The organism is Pandoraea fibrosis (assembly GCF_000807775.2).
GTDB classification, from domain to species: Bacteria; Pseudomonadota; Gammaproteobacteria; order Burkholderiales; family Burkholderiaceae; genus Pandoraea; species Pandoraea fibrosis.
Genome location: NZ_CP047385.1, coordinates 4,931,588 through 4,946,389 on the forward strand (window position 1 = coordinate 4,931,588; position 14,802 = coordinate 4,946,389).

Annotated in this window: 12 protein-coding genes; 6 read left to right on the forward strand and 6 right to left on the reverse strand. The window is 64.2% G+C overall.

Going from position 1 to position 14,802, the window contains the following annotated elements:
* Positions 1-271: 271 nt before the first annotated feature.
* Positions 272-2,383 carry a methionine--tRNA ligase gene (gene metG / locus PI93_RS21705; RefSeq protein WP_052240943.1) on the forward strand — a complete coding sequence of 704 codons (2,112 nt, stop codon included), beginning with the start codon at positions 272-274 and terminating at the stop codon, positions 2,381-2,383.
* Positions 2,384-2,527: 144 nt separating this feature from the next.
* On the opposite strand, the gene PI93_RS21710 is transcribed toward metG, so the two are convergent.
* Positions 2,528-3,256, reverse strand: coding sequence for a class I SAM-dependent methyltransferase (locus tag PI93_RS21710; RefSeq protein WP_039373923.1), 729 nt, complete (start codon positions 3,254-3,256; stop codon positions 2,528-2,530).
* A 115-nt stretch (positions 3,257-3,371) separates the two neighbouring features.
* Positions 3,372-3,833, reverse strand: a complete 462-nt coding sequence (locus tag PI93_RS21715) for an Lrp/AsnC family transcriptional regulator (protein WP_036662003.1) — start codon at positions 3,831-3,833, stop codon at positions 3,372-3,374.
* A 117-nt stretch (positions 3,834-3,950) separates the two neighbouring features.
* On the opposite strand from PI93_RS21715, the gene PI93_RS21720 reads away from it, so the two are divergent.
* On the forward strand, positions 3,951-4,226 hold the full coding sequence (locus PI93_RS21720; RefSeq protein ID WP_052240942.1) for a DUF6356 family protein: 276 nt from the start codon (positions 3,951-3,953) through the stop codon (positions 4,224-4,226).
* Positions 4,227-4,297: 71 nt separating this feature from the next.
* On the opposite strand, the gene bamE is transcribed toward PI93_RS21720, so the two are convergent.
* The 3 genes from bamE to PI93_RS21735 all read right to left on the reverse strand — a co-directional run bounded on the left by bamE (position 4,298) and on the right by PI93_RS21735 (position 10,809).
* On the reverse strand, positions 4,298-4,834 hold the full coding sequence (gene bamE / locus PI93_RS21725) for an outer membrane protein assembly factor BamE domain-containing protein (protein ID WP_039373920.1): 537 nt from the start codon (positions 4,832-4,834) through the stop codon (positions 4,298-4,300).
* Between the two features lie 126 nt (positions 4,835-4,960).
* Positions 4,961-9,082, reverse strand: coding sequence for a translocation/assembly module TamB domain-containing protein (locus PI93_RS21730; protein ID WP_158453260.1), 4,122 nt, complete (start codon positions 9,080-9,082; stop codon positions 4,961-4,963).
* Positions 9,083-9,090: 8 nt separating this feature from the next.
* A complete protein-coding gene (locus PI93_RS21735; RefSeq protein WP_039373941.1) occupies positions 9,091-10,809 on the reverse strand; it encodes an autotransporter assembly complex protein TamA in 1,719 nt (572 codons plus the stop codon).
* Positions 10,810-11,163: 354 nt separating this feature from the next.
* On the opposite strand from PI93_RS21735, the gene PI93_RS21740 reads away from it, so the two are divergent.
* The 4 genes from PI93_RS21740 to panD all read left to right on the forward strand — a co-directional run bounded on the left by PI93_RS21740 (position 11,164) and on the right by panD (position 14,051).
* Positions 11,164-11,346: a DUF3460 family protein gene (locus PI93_RS21740; RefSeq protein WP_039373917.1), complete on the forward strand. Its 183-nt coding sequence runs from the start codon at positions 11,164-11,166 to the stop codon at positions 11,344-11,346.
* A 229-nt stretch (positions 11,347-11,575) separates the two neighbouring features.
* Positions 11,576-12,493, forward strand: a complete 918-nt coding sequence (locus tag PI93_RS21745; protein ID WP_080759381.1) for a segregation and condensation protein A — start codon at positions 11,576-11,578, stop codon at positions 12,491-12,493.
* A gap of 171 nt (positions 12,494-12,664) precedes the next feature.
* Positions 12,665-13,501 carry a pantoate--beta-alanine ligase gene (gene panC / locus PI93_RS21750; protein ID WP_039373916.1) on the forward strand — a complete coding sequence of 279 codons (837 nt, stop codon included), beginning with the start codon at positions 12,665-12,667 and terminating at the stop codon, positions 13,499-13,501.
* Positions 13,502-13,628: 127 nt separating this feature from the next.
* Positions 13,629-14,051 carry an aspartate 1-decarboxylase gene (panD, locus tag PI93_RS21755; RefSeq protein ID WP_039373914.1) on the forward strand — a complete coding sequence of 141 codons (423 nt, stop codon included), beginning with the start codon at positions 13,629-13,631 and terminating at the stop codon, positions 14,049-14,051.
* A 79-nt stretch (positions 14,052-14,130) separates the two neighbouring features.
* Here panD and PI93_RS21760 read toward each other — a convergent pair whose 3' ends face one another.
* Positions 14,131-14,754 carry a ParA family protein gene (locus PI93_RS21760; protein WP_039373913.1) on the reverse strand — a complete coding sequence of 208 codons (624 nt, stop codon included), beginning with the start codon at positions 14,752-14,754 and terminating at the stop codon, positions 14,131-14,133.
* Between the last annotated feature and the right edge of the window lie 48 nt (positions 14,755-14,802).

Genomic DNA, 14,802 nt, shown 5'->3' on the forward strand with positions numbered 1-14,802 from the left:
GGTTGAACTAAACCGCCGTCATACCGCTCAGACCCTTCGGAAGTGCCTACCGTGGGCGCTTCCATCTCCTCTTTGTTATTGACGTTACGTGTGCCTAGTTATGCCGGAACCTGGTTCCGGCTTTTTTTTGGCCGCGCCACCCGGCACGGGCGCCTGACAACGACCGGCCCCTCGCGCAGACTCCCCCTCCCGGGACGCCCGGTTGGGCGTCTTCCCGCCCCGCCTGCTAGAATCCTCCTTTCCCCGTCCCTTCAACACACAATCGATCCTCATGTCCCGCCGCATTCTTGTCACCTCCGCCCTGCCGTACGCCAATGGCCAGATTCACATCGGTCACCTGGTGGAATACATCCAGACAGATATCTGGGTACGGTTCATGCGGATGCAGGGCAATGAGGTCTATTACGTGGGTGCGGACGATACGCACGGCACGCCGGTCATGCTGCGCGCCGAGAAGGAAGGCCTCACGCCCAAGCAACTGATCGAGCGTGTCTGGAAAGAACACAAGCGCGACTTCGATAGCTTCGGCATTTCGTTCGATAACTACTATTCGACGGATTCGGAAGAGAACCGTGAATTGTCGGAAAGCGTGTATCTCGCCCTGAAGGAACAGGGGCTGATTGAAGCGCGCGATATCGAACAAGCTTACGACCCGGTCAAGGAAATGTTCCTGCCGGACCGCTTCATCAAGGGCGAATGTCCGAAATGCGGCGCCAAGGACCAATACGGCGATTCATGCGAAGTCTGCGGCTCGACCTACGCGCCGACCGACCTGCTCAACCCGTATTCGGTTGTCTCGGGCGCCACGCCGGTGCGCAAGACGTCCACGCATTACTTCTTCAAGCTCTCGGACAAGCGCTGCGAGCAGTTCCTGCGCAAGTGGGTGGCGGGCCTCGCCCAGCCCGAAGCGGCCAACAAGATGAAGGAATGGCTCGGCGAAGACGGCGAGTCGACGCTGGCCGACTGGGATATCTCGCGCGACGCCCCTTACTTCGGCTTCGAGATTCCGGGCGCGCCGGGCAAGTACTTCTATGTGTGGCTCGACGCGCCGGTCGGCTATTACGCCAGCTTCAAGCATCTGTGCGCGCAGCGCGGCCTGAACTTCGACGAATGGGTCAAGCCGGGCTCGACGACCGAGCAGTATCACTTCATCGGCAAGGACATCCTGTATTTCCACACGCTGTTCTGGCCCGCCATGCTCGAATTCTCGGGTCATCGCACGCCGACCAACGTGTTCGCCCACGGCTTCCTGACGGTGGACGGCCAGAAGATGTCGAAGTCGCGCGGCACGTTCATCACGGCGCAGAGCTTCATCGACACGGGCCTCAATCCTGAGTGGCTGCGCTATTACATCGGCGCCAAGCTGAGCAACACGATGGAAGACATCGACCTGAACCTCGATGACTTCATCGCCCGCGTGAACAGCGACCTGGTCGGCAAGTACGTGAACATTGCCAGCCGTGCCGCGGGCTTCCTCATCAAGCGCTTCGACGGCCGCGTGTCGCCGGACGCCATGCAGGCACCGTTGCTCGGCCAGTTGCGTGCCGTCGCCCCGCAGATCGCCGCGCATTACGAAGCCCGCGAGTTCGGCAAGGCGCTGCGTCTGGTGATGGAACAGGCCGACGCGGTGAACAGCTACGTCGACACGGTCAAGCCGTGGGATCTCGCGAAGGACCCCGCGCAGGCTGCCGCGCTGCATGAGGCTTGCTCGGTATGCCTCGAGGCCTTCCGTCTGCTCACGCTGTACCTCAAGCCGGTGTTGCCCGTGACGGCCGAAGCCGTCGAGCGTTTCCTGAACATCGCGCCGCAAGCGTGGCAGGACGTGAACCGCGCGCTCACCGCCGACACGGCCATCACGGCGTACAAGCATCTGATGACACGCGTTGAAGGCAAGCAAGTCGAAGCGCTGCTCGCGGCCAACCGCGACTCGCTGCAGGCGAGTGCGCCGGCCACGGAGGCGGCCGCTGCCAAGGGCAAGGCCGCCAAGGCTGAAAAGACGACCGAGAAAGCCGGGAAGGCCGACAAGGGAGCGGACGACGGTGTCATCACCATCGACGACTTCGCGAAGATCGATCTGCGTATCGCGCGCATCGTCGATTGCAAGGCCGTCGAAGGGTCGGACAAGCTGCTCCAGCTCACGCTCGATGCCGGCGAAGCGCAAACGCGCAACGTCTTCTCCGGGATCAAGTCGGCTTACCCGCAGCCGGAAGTGCTGGTGGGCAAGCTCACGGTGATGGTCGCCAATCTCGCGCCGCGCAAGATGAAGTTCGGGGTGTCCGAAGGCATGGTGCTCGCGGCGTCGGCCGCCGACGAGAAAGCCGAACCGGGCATCTACATCCTGGAGCCGCACAACGGCGCGAAGCCGGGCATGCGCGTCAAGTAAGCTCGCAAACGCCATACCGGGAAAGGTGAGCCGCGCTTCGTCGCGGCGCCCTTCTCTAGCAAAACACCCCGGTGTCGGACCTGTGTCCGGCGCCGGGGTGTTTTGCTTTACGTCACCGTTGTGCCGCCGAACGGTGCATGCGCTCTAGCGCGACGCCGACACCATCAACATCATCGGACGCTCCAGTTCTTCGGCCAGCGACGGCGTCTCACGAATCTGATCGACGGTCGGCGCAAACTCATCGACCTTTCGAATCCGGAAGCCCGCAGCGATGAGCGCGTTCAGCGTCGTGCCCAGCGTGCGGTGGTACTTCAGCACGCCTTTGGCAAACCAGTCGGTATGGCGCTCACCTTCGATGGCGTATCCGTTGACCGGCCATGTCTTGCGGCCGTCTTCATCGGCGATCCAGTGCGGGTGAGCCGCCGCCATGAAGACCGGGTGCTCGATGGTGAAGACGAAGTGCCCTTCAGGCGCGAGGCCCGTGTGAATCGCACGCACGAGACGCGCAAAATCGCGCACATAGTGGAAGGTCAACGCGCTATAGGCGAGATCGAACGACGCCGGCGGCAGGTCGAGCGTGTCGAGATCGGCGATACGGAACGCAATGGCCGTGTCAGACGTGCTGGCCCTCGCGCGATCGATCATGTTCTGCGACAGGTCGAGTCCGAGGACGGACGCCGCCCCCTGCTCGCGCATCCAGCGCGATGCCCAGCCGAAGCCACAGCCGAGATCGACCACGCGTTTGCCTTGCAAATCGGGCAGCATCGCTCTGATGGCGGGCCACTCGGGCGCACCGTCCAGCCCGTGCACCTGACGCGGCAACTGGCTGTAGCCGGCGAAAAAATCGGGATTGTCGTAGATGTTCTGAGCCATAAGATTTTTCCGGGCGATGGCGTCGGGAATGTTTCGAGCAGGTCACCCAAACGTGGCGGCTTGCGGCACGTTTCGCGTCCGTCGGCACATCGTCAGGCCGGTCTCGTGCTGCGGGCTAGCGCAGATGATCCACCGGCAACGCGGTCGTGAACTTCACCGTTTCCATGGAAAAGCTCGCACTGATGTCCTGCAGATCGGCCACGCGGATGAGTTTTTTGTAGAAACGATCATATGCCGCGATGTCCGGCAGGTAGACCTTGAGCAGATAGTCGATCTCGCCCGCCATGCGGTGAATCTCAACGATTTCAGGCAATTCCCGCGCACCAGCCACGAAGCGGACCATCCAGTCCTCGCTGTGTGTTGCCGCCTTGATGAATACGAACGCCGTCACCCGCAGATCGAGCTGTTGCGGGTCGCACAGCGTGACCTGCCCCGTGATGACGCCGTTCTCGCGCAGGCGCTGCACCCGCCGCCAGCAAGGTGTCGGCGAAAGGTGAACCGCCTCGGCCAGTTCGCCCAACGAACGCGAGGCATCGGCTTGCAGGTTTTCGAGAATTGCGAGGTCGGTTTTGTCCACGATAGCCCCCCGGGAGGAAAATTTTTCCAAATCCTACCCGATTTGACGAAAAGTTTAAAAGCCTTTACCCAACCTCGGCGGGTAAACTTCAGAAACATTCCGAAAACAGGGGCCATCATGAAAATCTTTACTCAACACCCCGCCTCGGTCGGCGAAAACTACCTCCAGCACATGGGATCGGCACTATCGTTCGCGCTGCCGTTGCTCGGGGCGTTTCTGGCCTGTCTCGTGCATGCACTGCTGCCGTTTCTGTTCGCGAAGACGGGGAGCAGGATCATCACTCGGCTGCACGATCGCATGGTGACAAACCGTCATCGGCACGCCCAGCAAACCGCTGAGGCCAATCCAGCAGCGCAACCGGCCACTATCGAGCAGACGCAGGCAACGCGTTGAGCGCCCTCGCAGCGCTGGCCGCTCAGATCTCCCGCATCGCCCCGATCGTTCGCACCGTTCGCGTCGCCGGTTCAGGGACGCTCGGACGCCGGGTCCGGCGAGCGCGACGTCACCGTCACGCGGCCATCCGGCCCGAAGTGGGCATTGAACATGCCCGGCGTGTTCACGCCGTCTTCGAGCCAGCGCCAACTCCACACGGTTTCCTTCTTCAGGCGATATTCCGCCACCGTCGTCGGCTTACCCAATAGGCGCCGCACGTCATCCTGCGACATGCCCGGCTGCACCTGCTCGAAGTTCTCGGCGGCGAGCGCCTGCGTCACGGCCCGCAGCTTTCCATCCGGGGCGATGTCGACCATATAGGTGCGCAACCCACCCGGTGCGCGGGGATACTCCAGACGGCGCGAACCGTCGTCGTTCTCCCAGACGATCTCCGGTTTGCCCATCTGCTCGCGCACCTGCGTCTCGGTCGTGACACCCGGCGTGAGGTTGCGCAACAGCATGTCGTCCGGCTTGACCGCGTTGAACGTGTCACGCGCTTTCTCACGCGCCTTGTCGATCTGCTGCTGATCGCAGCCAAACAGTCCCAGCAGACTCGCGAACAATCCCATGGCGACTCCCCAACGAAGACTCCGGCGCAGTGCTTGCGCCGAATGAACGGAACTACGCGACGTTAGCATCGGTAACACCTCCTCATCACAATTGCCCGCTCCCGGACTCGCTGCGCTGTCCGGGCGTCAGTCGAAGCGACGGTTGAACAGCACATCGAAGCCGGACAGCGAACCGGTGCGCAGCACCAGTTGCCAGCGGCGCGAGACCTGCCACGTGATCTTCACGATACTCGCCGCACTGGTCAGACTTTGCTCGTATCCCAGCGCGAAGTTGTCCGAGATCGCCTTGCCCACTTTCACCACTTGCTCGTCGTCCGACAGGCCCGAGTCGCTGGTGCCGATGCTGAACTCGTCGATCCCCAGATCCTTGATGATGCGCTTGCCGCCGGTCGCGCCGAGCAATGCCGTCGCGGCCCCCGCCATCGCCTGACGCTGGCCGAGACCCGCGCCATCCGGGCCATGACCGAACATCAGCCACGAGAGCTTCTCTTCGTCCGACACGCTGGGTTCCGAGACCAGCGACACACGCGGCTGACGTACCGTGCCCGTGACCAACACCCCGGCAGCGACTTCCTGATTGCGGCGCATGGCCTGAATGTAAATGTCGGGATTGTCCAGCGGCCCCACGAAGTTGATCTGACCGCGTTCGATGGCGAGCTTCCGGTCGAACGCCTCATAGGTGCCCTCGGCCACGGTAATCGTGCCGGTTGCGCGCATCGGCGAGAGCGGATCGCTCTGCACCCGCATGCTGCCGCGCAACAGCAGATCGGCACCTGCACCAACGAAGCGGAAGTCGCGGCCCAGATCCACTTCCACATTGATGTGCGGCGAGAATCGGCTGGCGGGCTTCGCACTGATGCGTGCGGCCTCCGCCTTTGGATCGATCGGTGTCGCACGAGCCTGCGCGCCACCGCGCACGACCACGACGTCGTCGCCCAGCTTCGGCGCACTGGTCGGCGGCAAGGCGAAGCGCGCACGGTCGACGGTGAACTTGCCAGTCACCGACATCGCCTCGCCACTGCCCGTTGCCTTCGCCTCGCCGCTCAGCGATAGCTGGCGATCCGGGGCCGCGAACAATTGCAACTTGTCGGCGGCCAGCGTGATGCCAAGCGTCGGCTCGGGCGTGTCGAGACGAATGTTGCCCGTGGCCTTCGCCGTACCGCCACCACCGCCCGTCACGACCACGTCGCGCAATACGATTTCGGTCGGTGTCAGTGCGATGCGCACCCGGCCATTCTTGATACTCACGCCGGTGTCGAACATCTGCGCCGACAGATCGTCCGCCGTCAGTTCGCCCGTGGGCCGTGGCTTGGCCACCGTGCCCGCCAGCGTGACTTGCAGGCTGGCGCGCCCCTTGAACGCGAATTGCGCGCCAGCCAACGTTTCGAGCTTCGAGAGATCGGGAATCGCGACAGCCATACGCCCCGTGAGCGGGGCGTCGTCCGGTACGTTGGGAATTCCGCCCTGCACATGCAAGCCAGCCTGCACGTCGGCGTCCACCGTGCCGATCAACGACGAGACGGCTTTCACCGTCGCATGCGCCGATTGTCCCGACAGATCGATGCGCGTGCGCAGATCGGAGATGCCGAGGGGCACGCGCGCCCCGACACCGCCCTTCTCCGCGCTCAGGCCGGGAATCCCCGTCACCGTCACCTTGACGTTGTCGTTCACCCCGCCGCGACGCAGCGTCACGTCGCCACTCCGACGCACGACCTCGACGAACCCATCGGCACGCTGTGCGGCCCGCACATCCCATTTGCCATCGAGGATGAGGTCGCTCTCCACCGGCGATGGCTCGCCCGTGAACGACTGCACCACGCGCAGCACTTGCGCGATGTCGAGCGTGTCGAGGGTGCCGGCAGTCTTCAGTTGCCCGTCGCCATAGTCGAAGTTCGCGAGCGAGAGCGCACCCGCCCCCGTCACCAGCTTGGCCGCACCCAGATGCACACGCTCGGCGCTTGCGTCGACCTGCCACGGCGCCGCCAGATGCAGCTTCGGCACTCCACGGTTTTCGAGCGTCTGAATCGTGCCGCGCCACCCCGGTTTGCCACGCGTGTCGGTCATTGCGCCAGCCGCGTCGAGATTCATGTCGAGCGGCGCTTCGCGCAGCTTGCCTGCCGCCGTGAGATGCAGCGTATGCGCGCCGCGCGTGCCGGCCAGCGCGACCGAGAGCTTGTCGAGGCGCGCGATGTCGCTGGTGAACCCCTGGCCGTCGAGTGTCACGTTAAGTCGGTCGCCTGCCGCCCCCGGCAAGCCACCGCTGAGGTCCACCTTGCCGGCCAGATGTTCGAGCTTCTGCGCGCCGAAGACGAGCTTGTCGGCGGCGAGCGTGGCGACCACCGCCGGACGCTCGATCGTGCCCGACACCTGTCCGTCGAGTTGCAGACGGCCGGCAAGGCCGAAGCCGAGTTTGTCGAGCGACGGCGCATCGATATTCACCGCCATCTTGTCGCCCGGCGCGCCAAAGCTGCCGTGCAACACGACCTTGTTGCCTGCCACGAGCAAGTTGGCGTCGCTCGGCAACAGACGCGTGCCGGCGAGCTTGAGCGTGCCGGCGCCGCGCATCGGCAAGTCGGCGTAGACGCTATCCTGCAACGCAAACCGGAGAGAAAGCCCGAACGCCGGACGCAGTGCGCCCTGCGCGTCGACCTGGCCCGTGACGCTCGCGGCCGGGGTCTTGGCGCCACGCTTTTGCGGCCCGTAAAGGTCGTACCACGCGGCCGGGTCGAAATGCGTGAGCTTGATCTGCGCCTGATACGCACCGGTGTCGCCGTTCTCAAGAAGACCGGTCGCCACGACCTTGCTGTTGCCTGCATCGAGTGACAGCGCGTGAATCGTCGTGCCCTTGGCGTCGAGTCCCACATCGGCCCGCATACGCCGCGCGGCGTCGCGCCAGTCGAGGACGATGCGTTGCCCGGCAGCGTCGAGCTTGATGTCGAGCGGTCCCGCGAGCTTCGTCGCCGGCAGTTTGCCGTAGAGGGCACGCAGATCGAGGTCGCGCATCGTGAAGGCAAAACCACCGACCGTGACCTCGGCATCGGTCGTTGCAGGGGGGGGCGACGTTCGCGCCGTTGCACCGCTCGCGGCCGACGCCACGGGTTCCGCCGCAGCCGCTGCCACAACCTTCTCGCGCCGCAACTCACCACTTCCGCTCAACACCGCACGGCCCGCGAGCTTCAACTCGATGTCGGTCAATGCCTGACGCGTTGCATCGAGCAGCACCTGCGTGCGCAGACTCTCGACGGGCAGCCACCCGGCGTCAATCGCGCCCGGCTTGGCGTTGGTCACGGACACAGGGCCCAGCACGCGGAATTCCCTGGCGCCGGGCTCGGGCCGCAAGTCCGCTTGCACGGCAAGGTCCGCCTGCGGCGCGCCGGGAGCAAAGTCGCGCGGATTGAGATGATCGAGCGAAATCTGCGCGCGCGAGAGCGGCACCGGACCGAAAGGCGACGCGGCGATATGCGCCGTCCCGTTCAGCTTTTCGCCACTGGCGTTCAGATCGACGACGAGCGCATCGAGCGAGCCGGACAGTTTGGCTTGCAACGCCACGGGGATATCGCCCGCCTTGGCCTGCAATCCGACGTTGCCGCCAAGGGCGAACGGACGTTGCCCGTTCAGTTGCAGGTTCGCCTGCGCCTCGCCGTAAGGCGTGCCGAGGTGTTCGAGCGCAATCGTGTGTTGTGTGCCGTCGCTACGCGCGGCGACGCGAATGTCGTCGAGCACCAACGCGGGAGACGCCAGCGTGAGCTTGGCGACACGCACGTCGTTCAGCGTCAGTCCGAGCGGCAGACGCAGGCTCGACGGCATGGTCGTCGGCGTGTTCGACGGCGGCGATGGCGCAAACGCCAGCGACACATCGCCCGCGTGCAACTTGTCGACGGTGAAATGTAGCGGACGCAGGCGCAACTCCCAGCGGCTCTCGAGACGGCTGACGGTGATGCGCGTCGCGCCGTCGAGATAGCGCACATCGTTCACCGTGAAGCCATGCGCGAAGCTGCCGCTGCGCCATTCGCCCGAGAGTTTGCCACCCAGCGTGGATACCGCGGCCTGCCACAACCAGCGGCTGCCCCGCTCGCTCGACATGGCCCAGAGCAACGCGCCGATCGCCAGCACCACGATCAGCAGCAGCGTGAGTCCGATGCCCGCCAGCGTGCGTCCCCATCGCCAGCGAGGTGGCGGAGGCGGGGGCGGCGGTGCGGACGTATCGCCAGGCATCGGATGGGAGGGAGGTGGGGGGTTGGGGGGCATCGCAACCATCAGAAGGCGACCCCCAGCGAAATGGCCGGACGGAAGCGCCGGTCGTGCACACCGTACCCGAGGTCGAGATTCACCGGCCCGACCGGGCTGCGCCAGCGCACGCCGAAGCCCACCCCGTGATACAGCGGCGTGGGATGGCGATAGTCGTCGGTGGCCGTACCGACGTCCCAGAACACCGCCCCGCCCCAGTCGCGCGTCACCCAGCGCTGGTATTCGAGGCTTGCCGTGCCGAGGTACTTCGTCGGGAACGTGGTGCCGTTCTGCTGACGGCCGATGCTCTGATACGTGTACCCGCGAATCGACGACGTGCCGCCCGCGAAGAACAACAGCGACGACGGGATACGGTTGCTGTTGCCGTTCGTGAGCACGGCCCCCAGCTCCAGACGGGCAATCACGAGATCGCGCTGTCCAACGGGAAAGTACTGACGGATACGGCCGTACAACCGCGCAAAACTCTGGTCGGTCAGCACGGGCTTCGCGGCGAAGCCGATCTGCGTGTTGATGATATTGCCCTTGCGGGGAAAGATCAGGTCGTCCACGTCGCGACGGTTCCAGGAAAATGCCGGCACGAGCGCCTTGTTGAGGAAACGCTGACCGCCGTCCGGCCGCTCGTCGGTGCGGTAGAAGTCGAGCGTGTAGGCCCAGTCGTAGCGCTCACGCGAACGGGAGCGCTTGACGCCGATCTGGGTCGAGCGCTGATCGAGGCCGTTGAGGTACGTGCGGTCGAACGATCCACGCAGGCTGTTGGTGTACGCGGAGGAATCGGGCGGCATGCCGATCTCGGCATACCCGCCCTGCCGGTACTGCTCCAGACGCGCCTGCGAGTCGAACGTCCACGCCCGGCCGAACAGGTTGTAGTACGAATACCGGCCATTGACACTGGCCCCGGTATCCGTCGTATAACCCACCCCGCTCTGCACGCGGTGTACCGGGAATTCACGCACCTTCACTTCGATCGGCGCGTTCTCGGCCATCGCGGGATCTTCCGTCACCGAGATGATGACGTTCGAGAAATACGGCGTGGCCTGAATCTGGCGCTGCAATTCCTGCAAGCGATCGGCATCGAACGGCTCGCCCACGGACAGCGGATTGACGTTGCGGATGATCTGCTCGGGATAGCGTCGGGTCCCGGTGATGATGAGCGGCCCCAGCGTGAACGGCGGTCCGCTCTCGTAGGTTGCCGCCAGCGATGCGGTGTCACTGTCGGCATCGACCACCGCACGCGAGAAACTCATCTTGGCCGCGTGATACCGCTTCTGTCCGAGTTGGAACAGCGTGTCGTTCTTCGCCTTGTCCCAGTCGGCCTGACGGAACGGAGCGTCCACCGGCAATTCCCACGCGCTGCGCAACTGCGCCACGCGCTGCGGATCCTGCTCGAGCACCGGGCCGTCGAACTTCAGCTCGACGTCCTTGATATGCGTGCGCGGCCCCGAGTCGACCGTGATGTGAACGTCGCGCTTGCCGTTGATGGTGGCCACGTCTACATGCGTGACGGGAGAGAAATAGCCCTCGGTCGACGTGAGTTCCTGAATCTGCTCGCCGACGGTGGCAATCAGGTGCTCGAACTGCGCCTCGCCGATATCGTCGCGCTCGGCATAACGCACGAGGTCGAGATTGTCCTTGAGGAGCTTGGCCAGACCGTTGGGGGCGTCGACTCGGACGCGATAGTCGGCCTGTGCCATGCCCGGCACCAATAGGCCACAGGTCAGCACGGCCATTGCCAGGAGTGCGGCAGGTAGGGTGCGCAAAGGGCGCACGCCGAGGCGACGGAAAACGTCGTAACCGGGTTTGATCTGCGAGACGGTCAAAACCTTCCTTGGAATCTCAAATGCCGCCGCGGGTTGTCCCGCGTGCGGTTCAGGGTGCCCAATCGAACCATGTTGGCAAGCATCGCACAACGACGTAACGTGCGACGCGTAGATGAGCCGTATTTGACCATATCCCCACGGCGTATTCACTCGCGTCTCCCAAATCAGCCAAAAAGGCGAACCGGGACGGGTTTGCGGTAGAATCTGCGTCGATTGGCGCCATTGGGATGGTGCCGCTTCTGCCTATTTTTCAAGCATTCGACCATGTACGAGTCCGACATCACCCAATTCATCAAGCAATTGAAGTCCGAGAAGCCGGCGCTGGAAGCCGAGCAACGTCAGGGCCGCTCGCTGTTGTGGGACAAGCAGCCGATCGACATGGAAGAGCGCCGCCGCGCCCAGCAGTCGCGCGTGGCCCAGCAGCCCTACGTCTACCAAAGCGAGTAAGTCGCCGTCTCACGCACCGAGTGCTGCATTGAATCCGAGTTCGCCCGACGATCCGTCGCCCCCCCCTGAGCCGATCCCCGAGATCGCGCCGGTGTCTGCGCACGTCGATGCCGCAGCGGATGACGGACAACACGACGACGCGATACACGCACCGACGGCCGCCGCAGACGAACCTGCCGATGCCACCGACGCTGCCGGCGCCAGCCCCTCGGCCGAACCCACGGAACACATGGCGCTGGCTGCGGGCGTCCCCCAGGCAGCACAGGCATCGGATGCTCACCCGATCAAGCCGCATCCCGCCGTGGTGACGACAACGGAGCTGCCCGCGCCACAGGACGGGCAGGACACCACGCCCGATATCGTCGACGGGGTGGCGCGTGCGCGCCTGTACGGCGAGCCGCTCTTCGCCCTGCCGAACGATCTGTACATCCCGCCGGACGCCCTCGAGATCTTCCTCGAAGCCTTCGAAGGTCCGCTCGACTTGTTGCTGTATCTGATCCGCAAGCAGAACTTCAACGTGCTCGACATTCCGATGGCGCAGGTCACGAAGCAGTACCTGCTCTACGTCGAACAGATCCGCCGGACCAATCTCGAACTCGCGTCCGAGTATCTGCTCATGGCGGCCATGCTCATCGAGATCAAGTCGCGCATGCTGCTGCCGGTCAAGAAGGCCGACACGGGCGAAGAAGCCGAAGATCCGCGCGCGGAACTGGTGCGCCGCCTGCTCGAGTACGAGCAGATGAAACTCGCCGCCCAGAAGATCGACACGCTGCCGGTGCTGGGCCGCGACTTCCTGCGCTCGCAGGTGTACATCGAGCAAAGCCTCCAGCCGCGCTTCCCCGAAGTCGACGCCGAAGATCTGCGCGCCGCATGGGCCGAAGTGCTGCGCCGGGCCAAGCTCGTGCAGCATCACAAGATCTCGCGCGAAGAACTGTCTGTGCGCGAGCACATGAGCCAGATTCTGCGGCGTCTCCAGGGCGTGCGTTTCATGGAGTTCACCGAACTGTTCGACGTCTCGCGCGGTGTGCCCGTCGTCGTGGTCAACTTCATCGCCATGCTCGAACTCACCCGCGAATCGTTGCTCGAGATCACGCAGGCCGAGCCGTTCGCGCCGATCTATGTGCGCCTGACCTATTCCCCCAATTGAGCGCACAGTGACGCTTCGCGGCCGAGGAAGTCCGTGGAACGAGCGCGGTTTTGCGCACGCCCAATGAGATTTCCTCTACAATCCCCCGGACATTTTGGCGGCCACGCCCTTGCCAGATAAGGCGCGCGCCACTCCTGGACGTCATCAACGTACGCCACGCACGGAACCTCAATGAAAGTCATCCCCTCGATTCACGAACTGCGCGATCAACTGCGCGGACAGAATCGCGTCGCCTTCGTGCCCACCATGGGCAACCTGCATGAAGGGCACCTGTCGCTCATGCGACTGGCGCGCCAGCATGGCGACCCGGTCGTCGCCAGCATTTTCGTGAACCGTCTGCAATTCGGGCCTAACGAAGACTTCGACAAGTACCCGCGCACGATGGCCGAGGACATCGAGAAACTCACGCGCGAGAACGTCTACGTGCTGTTCTCGCCCGACGAAAAGGAGATGTACCCCGAGCCGCAGGAATACCGCGTCGAGCCGCCGCACGATCTGGGCGACATTCTCGAAGGCGAGTTCCGCCCGGGCTTCTTCAAGGGGGTCTGCACGGTTGTCACCAAGCTGTTCTCCTGCGTACAGCCGCGCGTGGCCGTGTTCGGCAAGAAGGACTACCAGCAACTGATGATCGTGCGCAGCATGTGCCGTCAGTTCGCGCTGCCCATCGAGATCATTGCCGCCGAGACCGTGCGTGCCGACGACGGGCTGGCGCTGTCGTCGCGCAATCGCTATCTGTCGGATGCCGAGCGTGCCGAGGCGCCCCAGTTGTATCGTCTGCTGGGCCAGATTCGCGACGAGGTGAATGGTGGCAAGACGGACTACGCTGCCCTTGAGGCGGCGGCCATGCAGGCGCTGACCGCGCGAGGCTGGAAGCCGGATTACGTGGCGATTCGCCAGCGCGCCAATCTGCGCGTGCCGGCGCCGGGCGTCGCCCCTGCCGAGAGCCTCGTGGTGCTCGCCGCGGCCAAGCTCGGCGCAACGCGTCTGATCGACAATCTCGAAATCTGAGCGCCGGGCACACGGCCCCCGGTCGCACGACCGGCGCCGTGCGCTCCCGACGCAAGCCGCGCGTGCCGGTTGCACGCGCATCTTTCGTCGCGCCGCTCGCGCGACACCGCAACACTAGAGGCAAGCCATGTACCGCACCATGCTCAAGTCGAAGATCCACCGCGCCACCGTGACGCATTGCGAATTGCATTACGAAGGTTCGTGCGCGATCGACGAAAACCTGCTCGAAGCCTCGGGCCTTGTCGAAAATGAGCAAATCGACATCTTCAACGTCAACAACGGCGAGCGCTTCACGACCTATGCCATTCGCGGCGAGCGCGGCAGCGGCATGATCTCGCTCAATGGTGCCGCAGCACGCCGTGCGCAGTTGGGCGACATCGTCATCATCGTGTCGTACGCCCAGGTCGAGGAAAAGGAAGTGCTCGCTGGCTTCAAGCCGAAACTGGTGTTCGTCGACGACAAGAACGTGCAAAAGGGCGAGCGCGATCATGTGCCGCTGCAAGCGTGGGAAGACACGCGCGCTTTCGAGGCCGCGCAAGCCGCCAAGTAAGACAGCGTTTCGACGCGCTGACGACAAAGGGGCCCGTGGGCCCCTTTGTGATTGATGCGCCAGCCATCGGCGCAGGCAATTACTTCGCCACGAACGCCGTAATGCCCTCCCACTGCGGCAAGTCGCGTTCGACGCGTCCCGGCGCCACGTCCCACAGCGTGAGGCCGTGCGCGGCAAGCTGCACGTAGTTCTGCGTGTTACGCAGCATGCCGAGCACCGGCAAGCCAGCCTCTTCGCAGTAGCGCGAGAGCTGATCGGCGGCACGGGTTCGGGCATCGACGCGCATGCCGACCACGCCTATGCGCACATCTCCCTGACGCACGGCCTTCTCCTCGCCCAGTTTCTGCAGGAAGTCGCGCGTGGCAAGAATGTCGAAGATCGACGGCTGCAACGGCACCAGCACGTGATCGGCAAGTTTGAGGATCGAGTCGAGCCGCTTGCCGTGAAGGCCGGCCGGCGTGTCGAGCACCGCATGCGTGGTGCCCCTCGGGGGACGGGCGACGTCGTTGTGATCGACTTCCCAGGTGCCGATCGAGCGCAGTGCCGGCGGGCGAAGGCCCAGCCAGGCGCGCGAGGACTGCTGCCGGTCGGTGTCGCCAAGCATCACGGCATGGCCTTGCGCTGCCAGATACCCGGCCAAATTCGTTGCCAGCGTGCTCTTGCCCACGCCACCCTTTGGATTCGCCACCACGATCACCGGCATTGCAGACTCCCCGAGGTCGATTTGCCGCTCATCTTACAACGGTTGGAT

Coding starts and splice junctions, on each gene's coding strand:
- panD (WP_039373914.1), top strand. CDS start 13,629: ATGTACCGCACCATGCTCAAGTCGAAGATCCACCGCGCCACCGTGACG.
- PI93_RS21720 (WP_052240942.1), top strand. CDS start 3,951: ATGAAAATCTTTACTCAACACCCCGCCTCGGTCGGCGAAAACTACCTC.
- panC (WP_039373916.1), top strand. CDS start 12,665: ATGAAAGTCATCCCCTCGATTCACGAACTGCGCGATCAACTGCGCGGA.
- PI93_RS21745 (WP_080759381.1), top strand. CDS start 11,576: ATGGCGCTGGCTGCGGGCGTCCCCCAGGCAGCACAGGCATCGGATGCT.
- PI93_RS21760 (WP_039373913.1), bottom strand. CDS start 14,754: ATGCCGGTGATCGTGGTGGCGAATCCAAAGGGTGGCGTGGGCAAGAGC.
- PI93_RS21740 (WP_039373917.1), top strand. CDS start 11,164: ATGTACGAGTCCGACATCACCCAATTCATCAAGCAATTGAAGTCCGAG.
- metG (WP_052240943.1), top strand. CDS start 272: ATGTCCCGCCGCATTCTTGTCACCTCCGCCCTGCCGTACGCCAATGGC.
- bamE (WP_039373920.1), bottom strand. CDS start 4,834: ATGGGATTGTTCGCGAGTCTGCTGGGACTGTTTGGCTGCGATCAGCAG.
- PI93_RS21710 (WP_039373923.1), bottom strand. CDS start 3,256: ATGGCTCAGAACATCTACGACAATCCCGATTTTTTCGCCGGCTACAGC.
- PI93_RS21730 (WP_158453260.1), bottom strand. CDS start 9,082: ATGCCCCCCAACCCCCCACCTCCCTCCCATCCGATGCCTGGCGATACG.
- PI93_RS21735 (WP_039373941.1), bottom strand. CDS start 10,809: ATGGCCGTGCTGACCTGTGGCCTATTGGTGCCGGGCATGGCACAGGCC.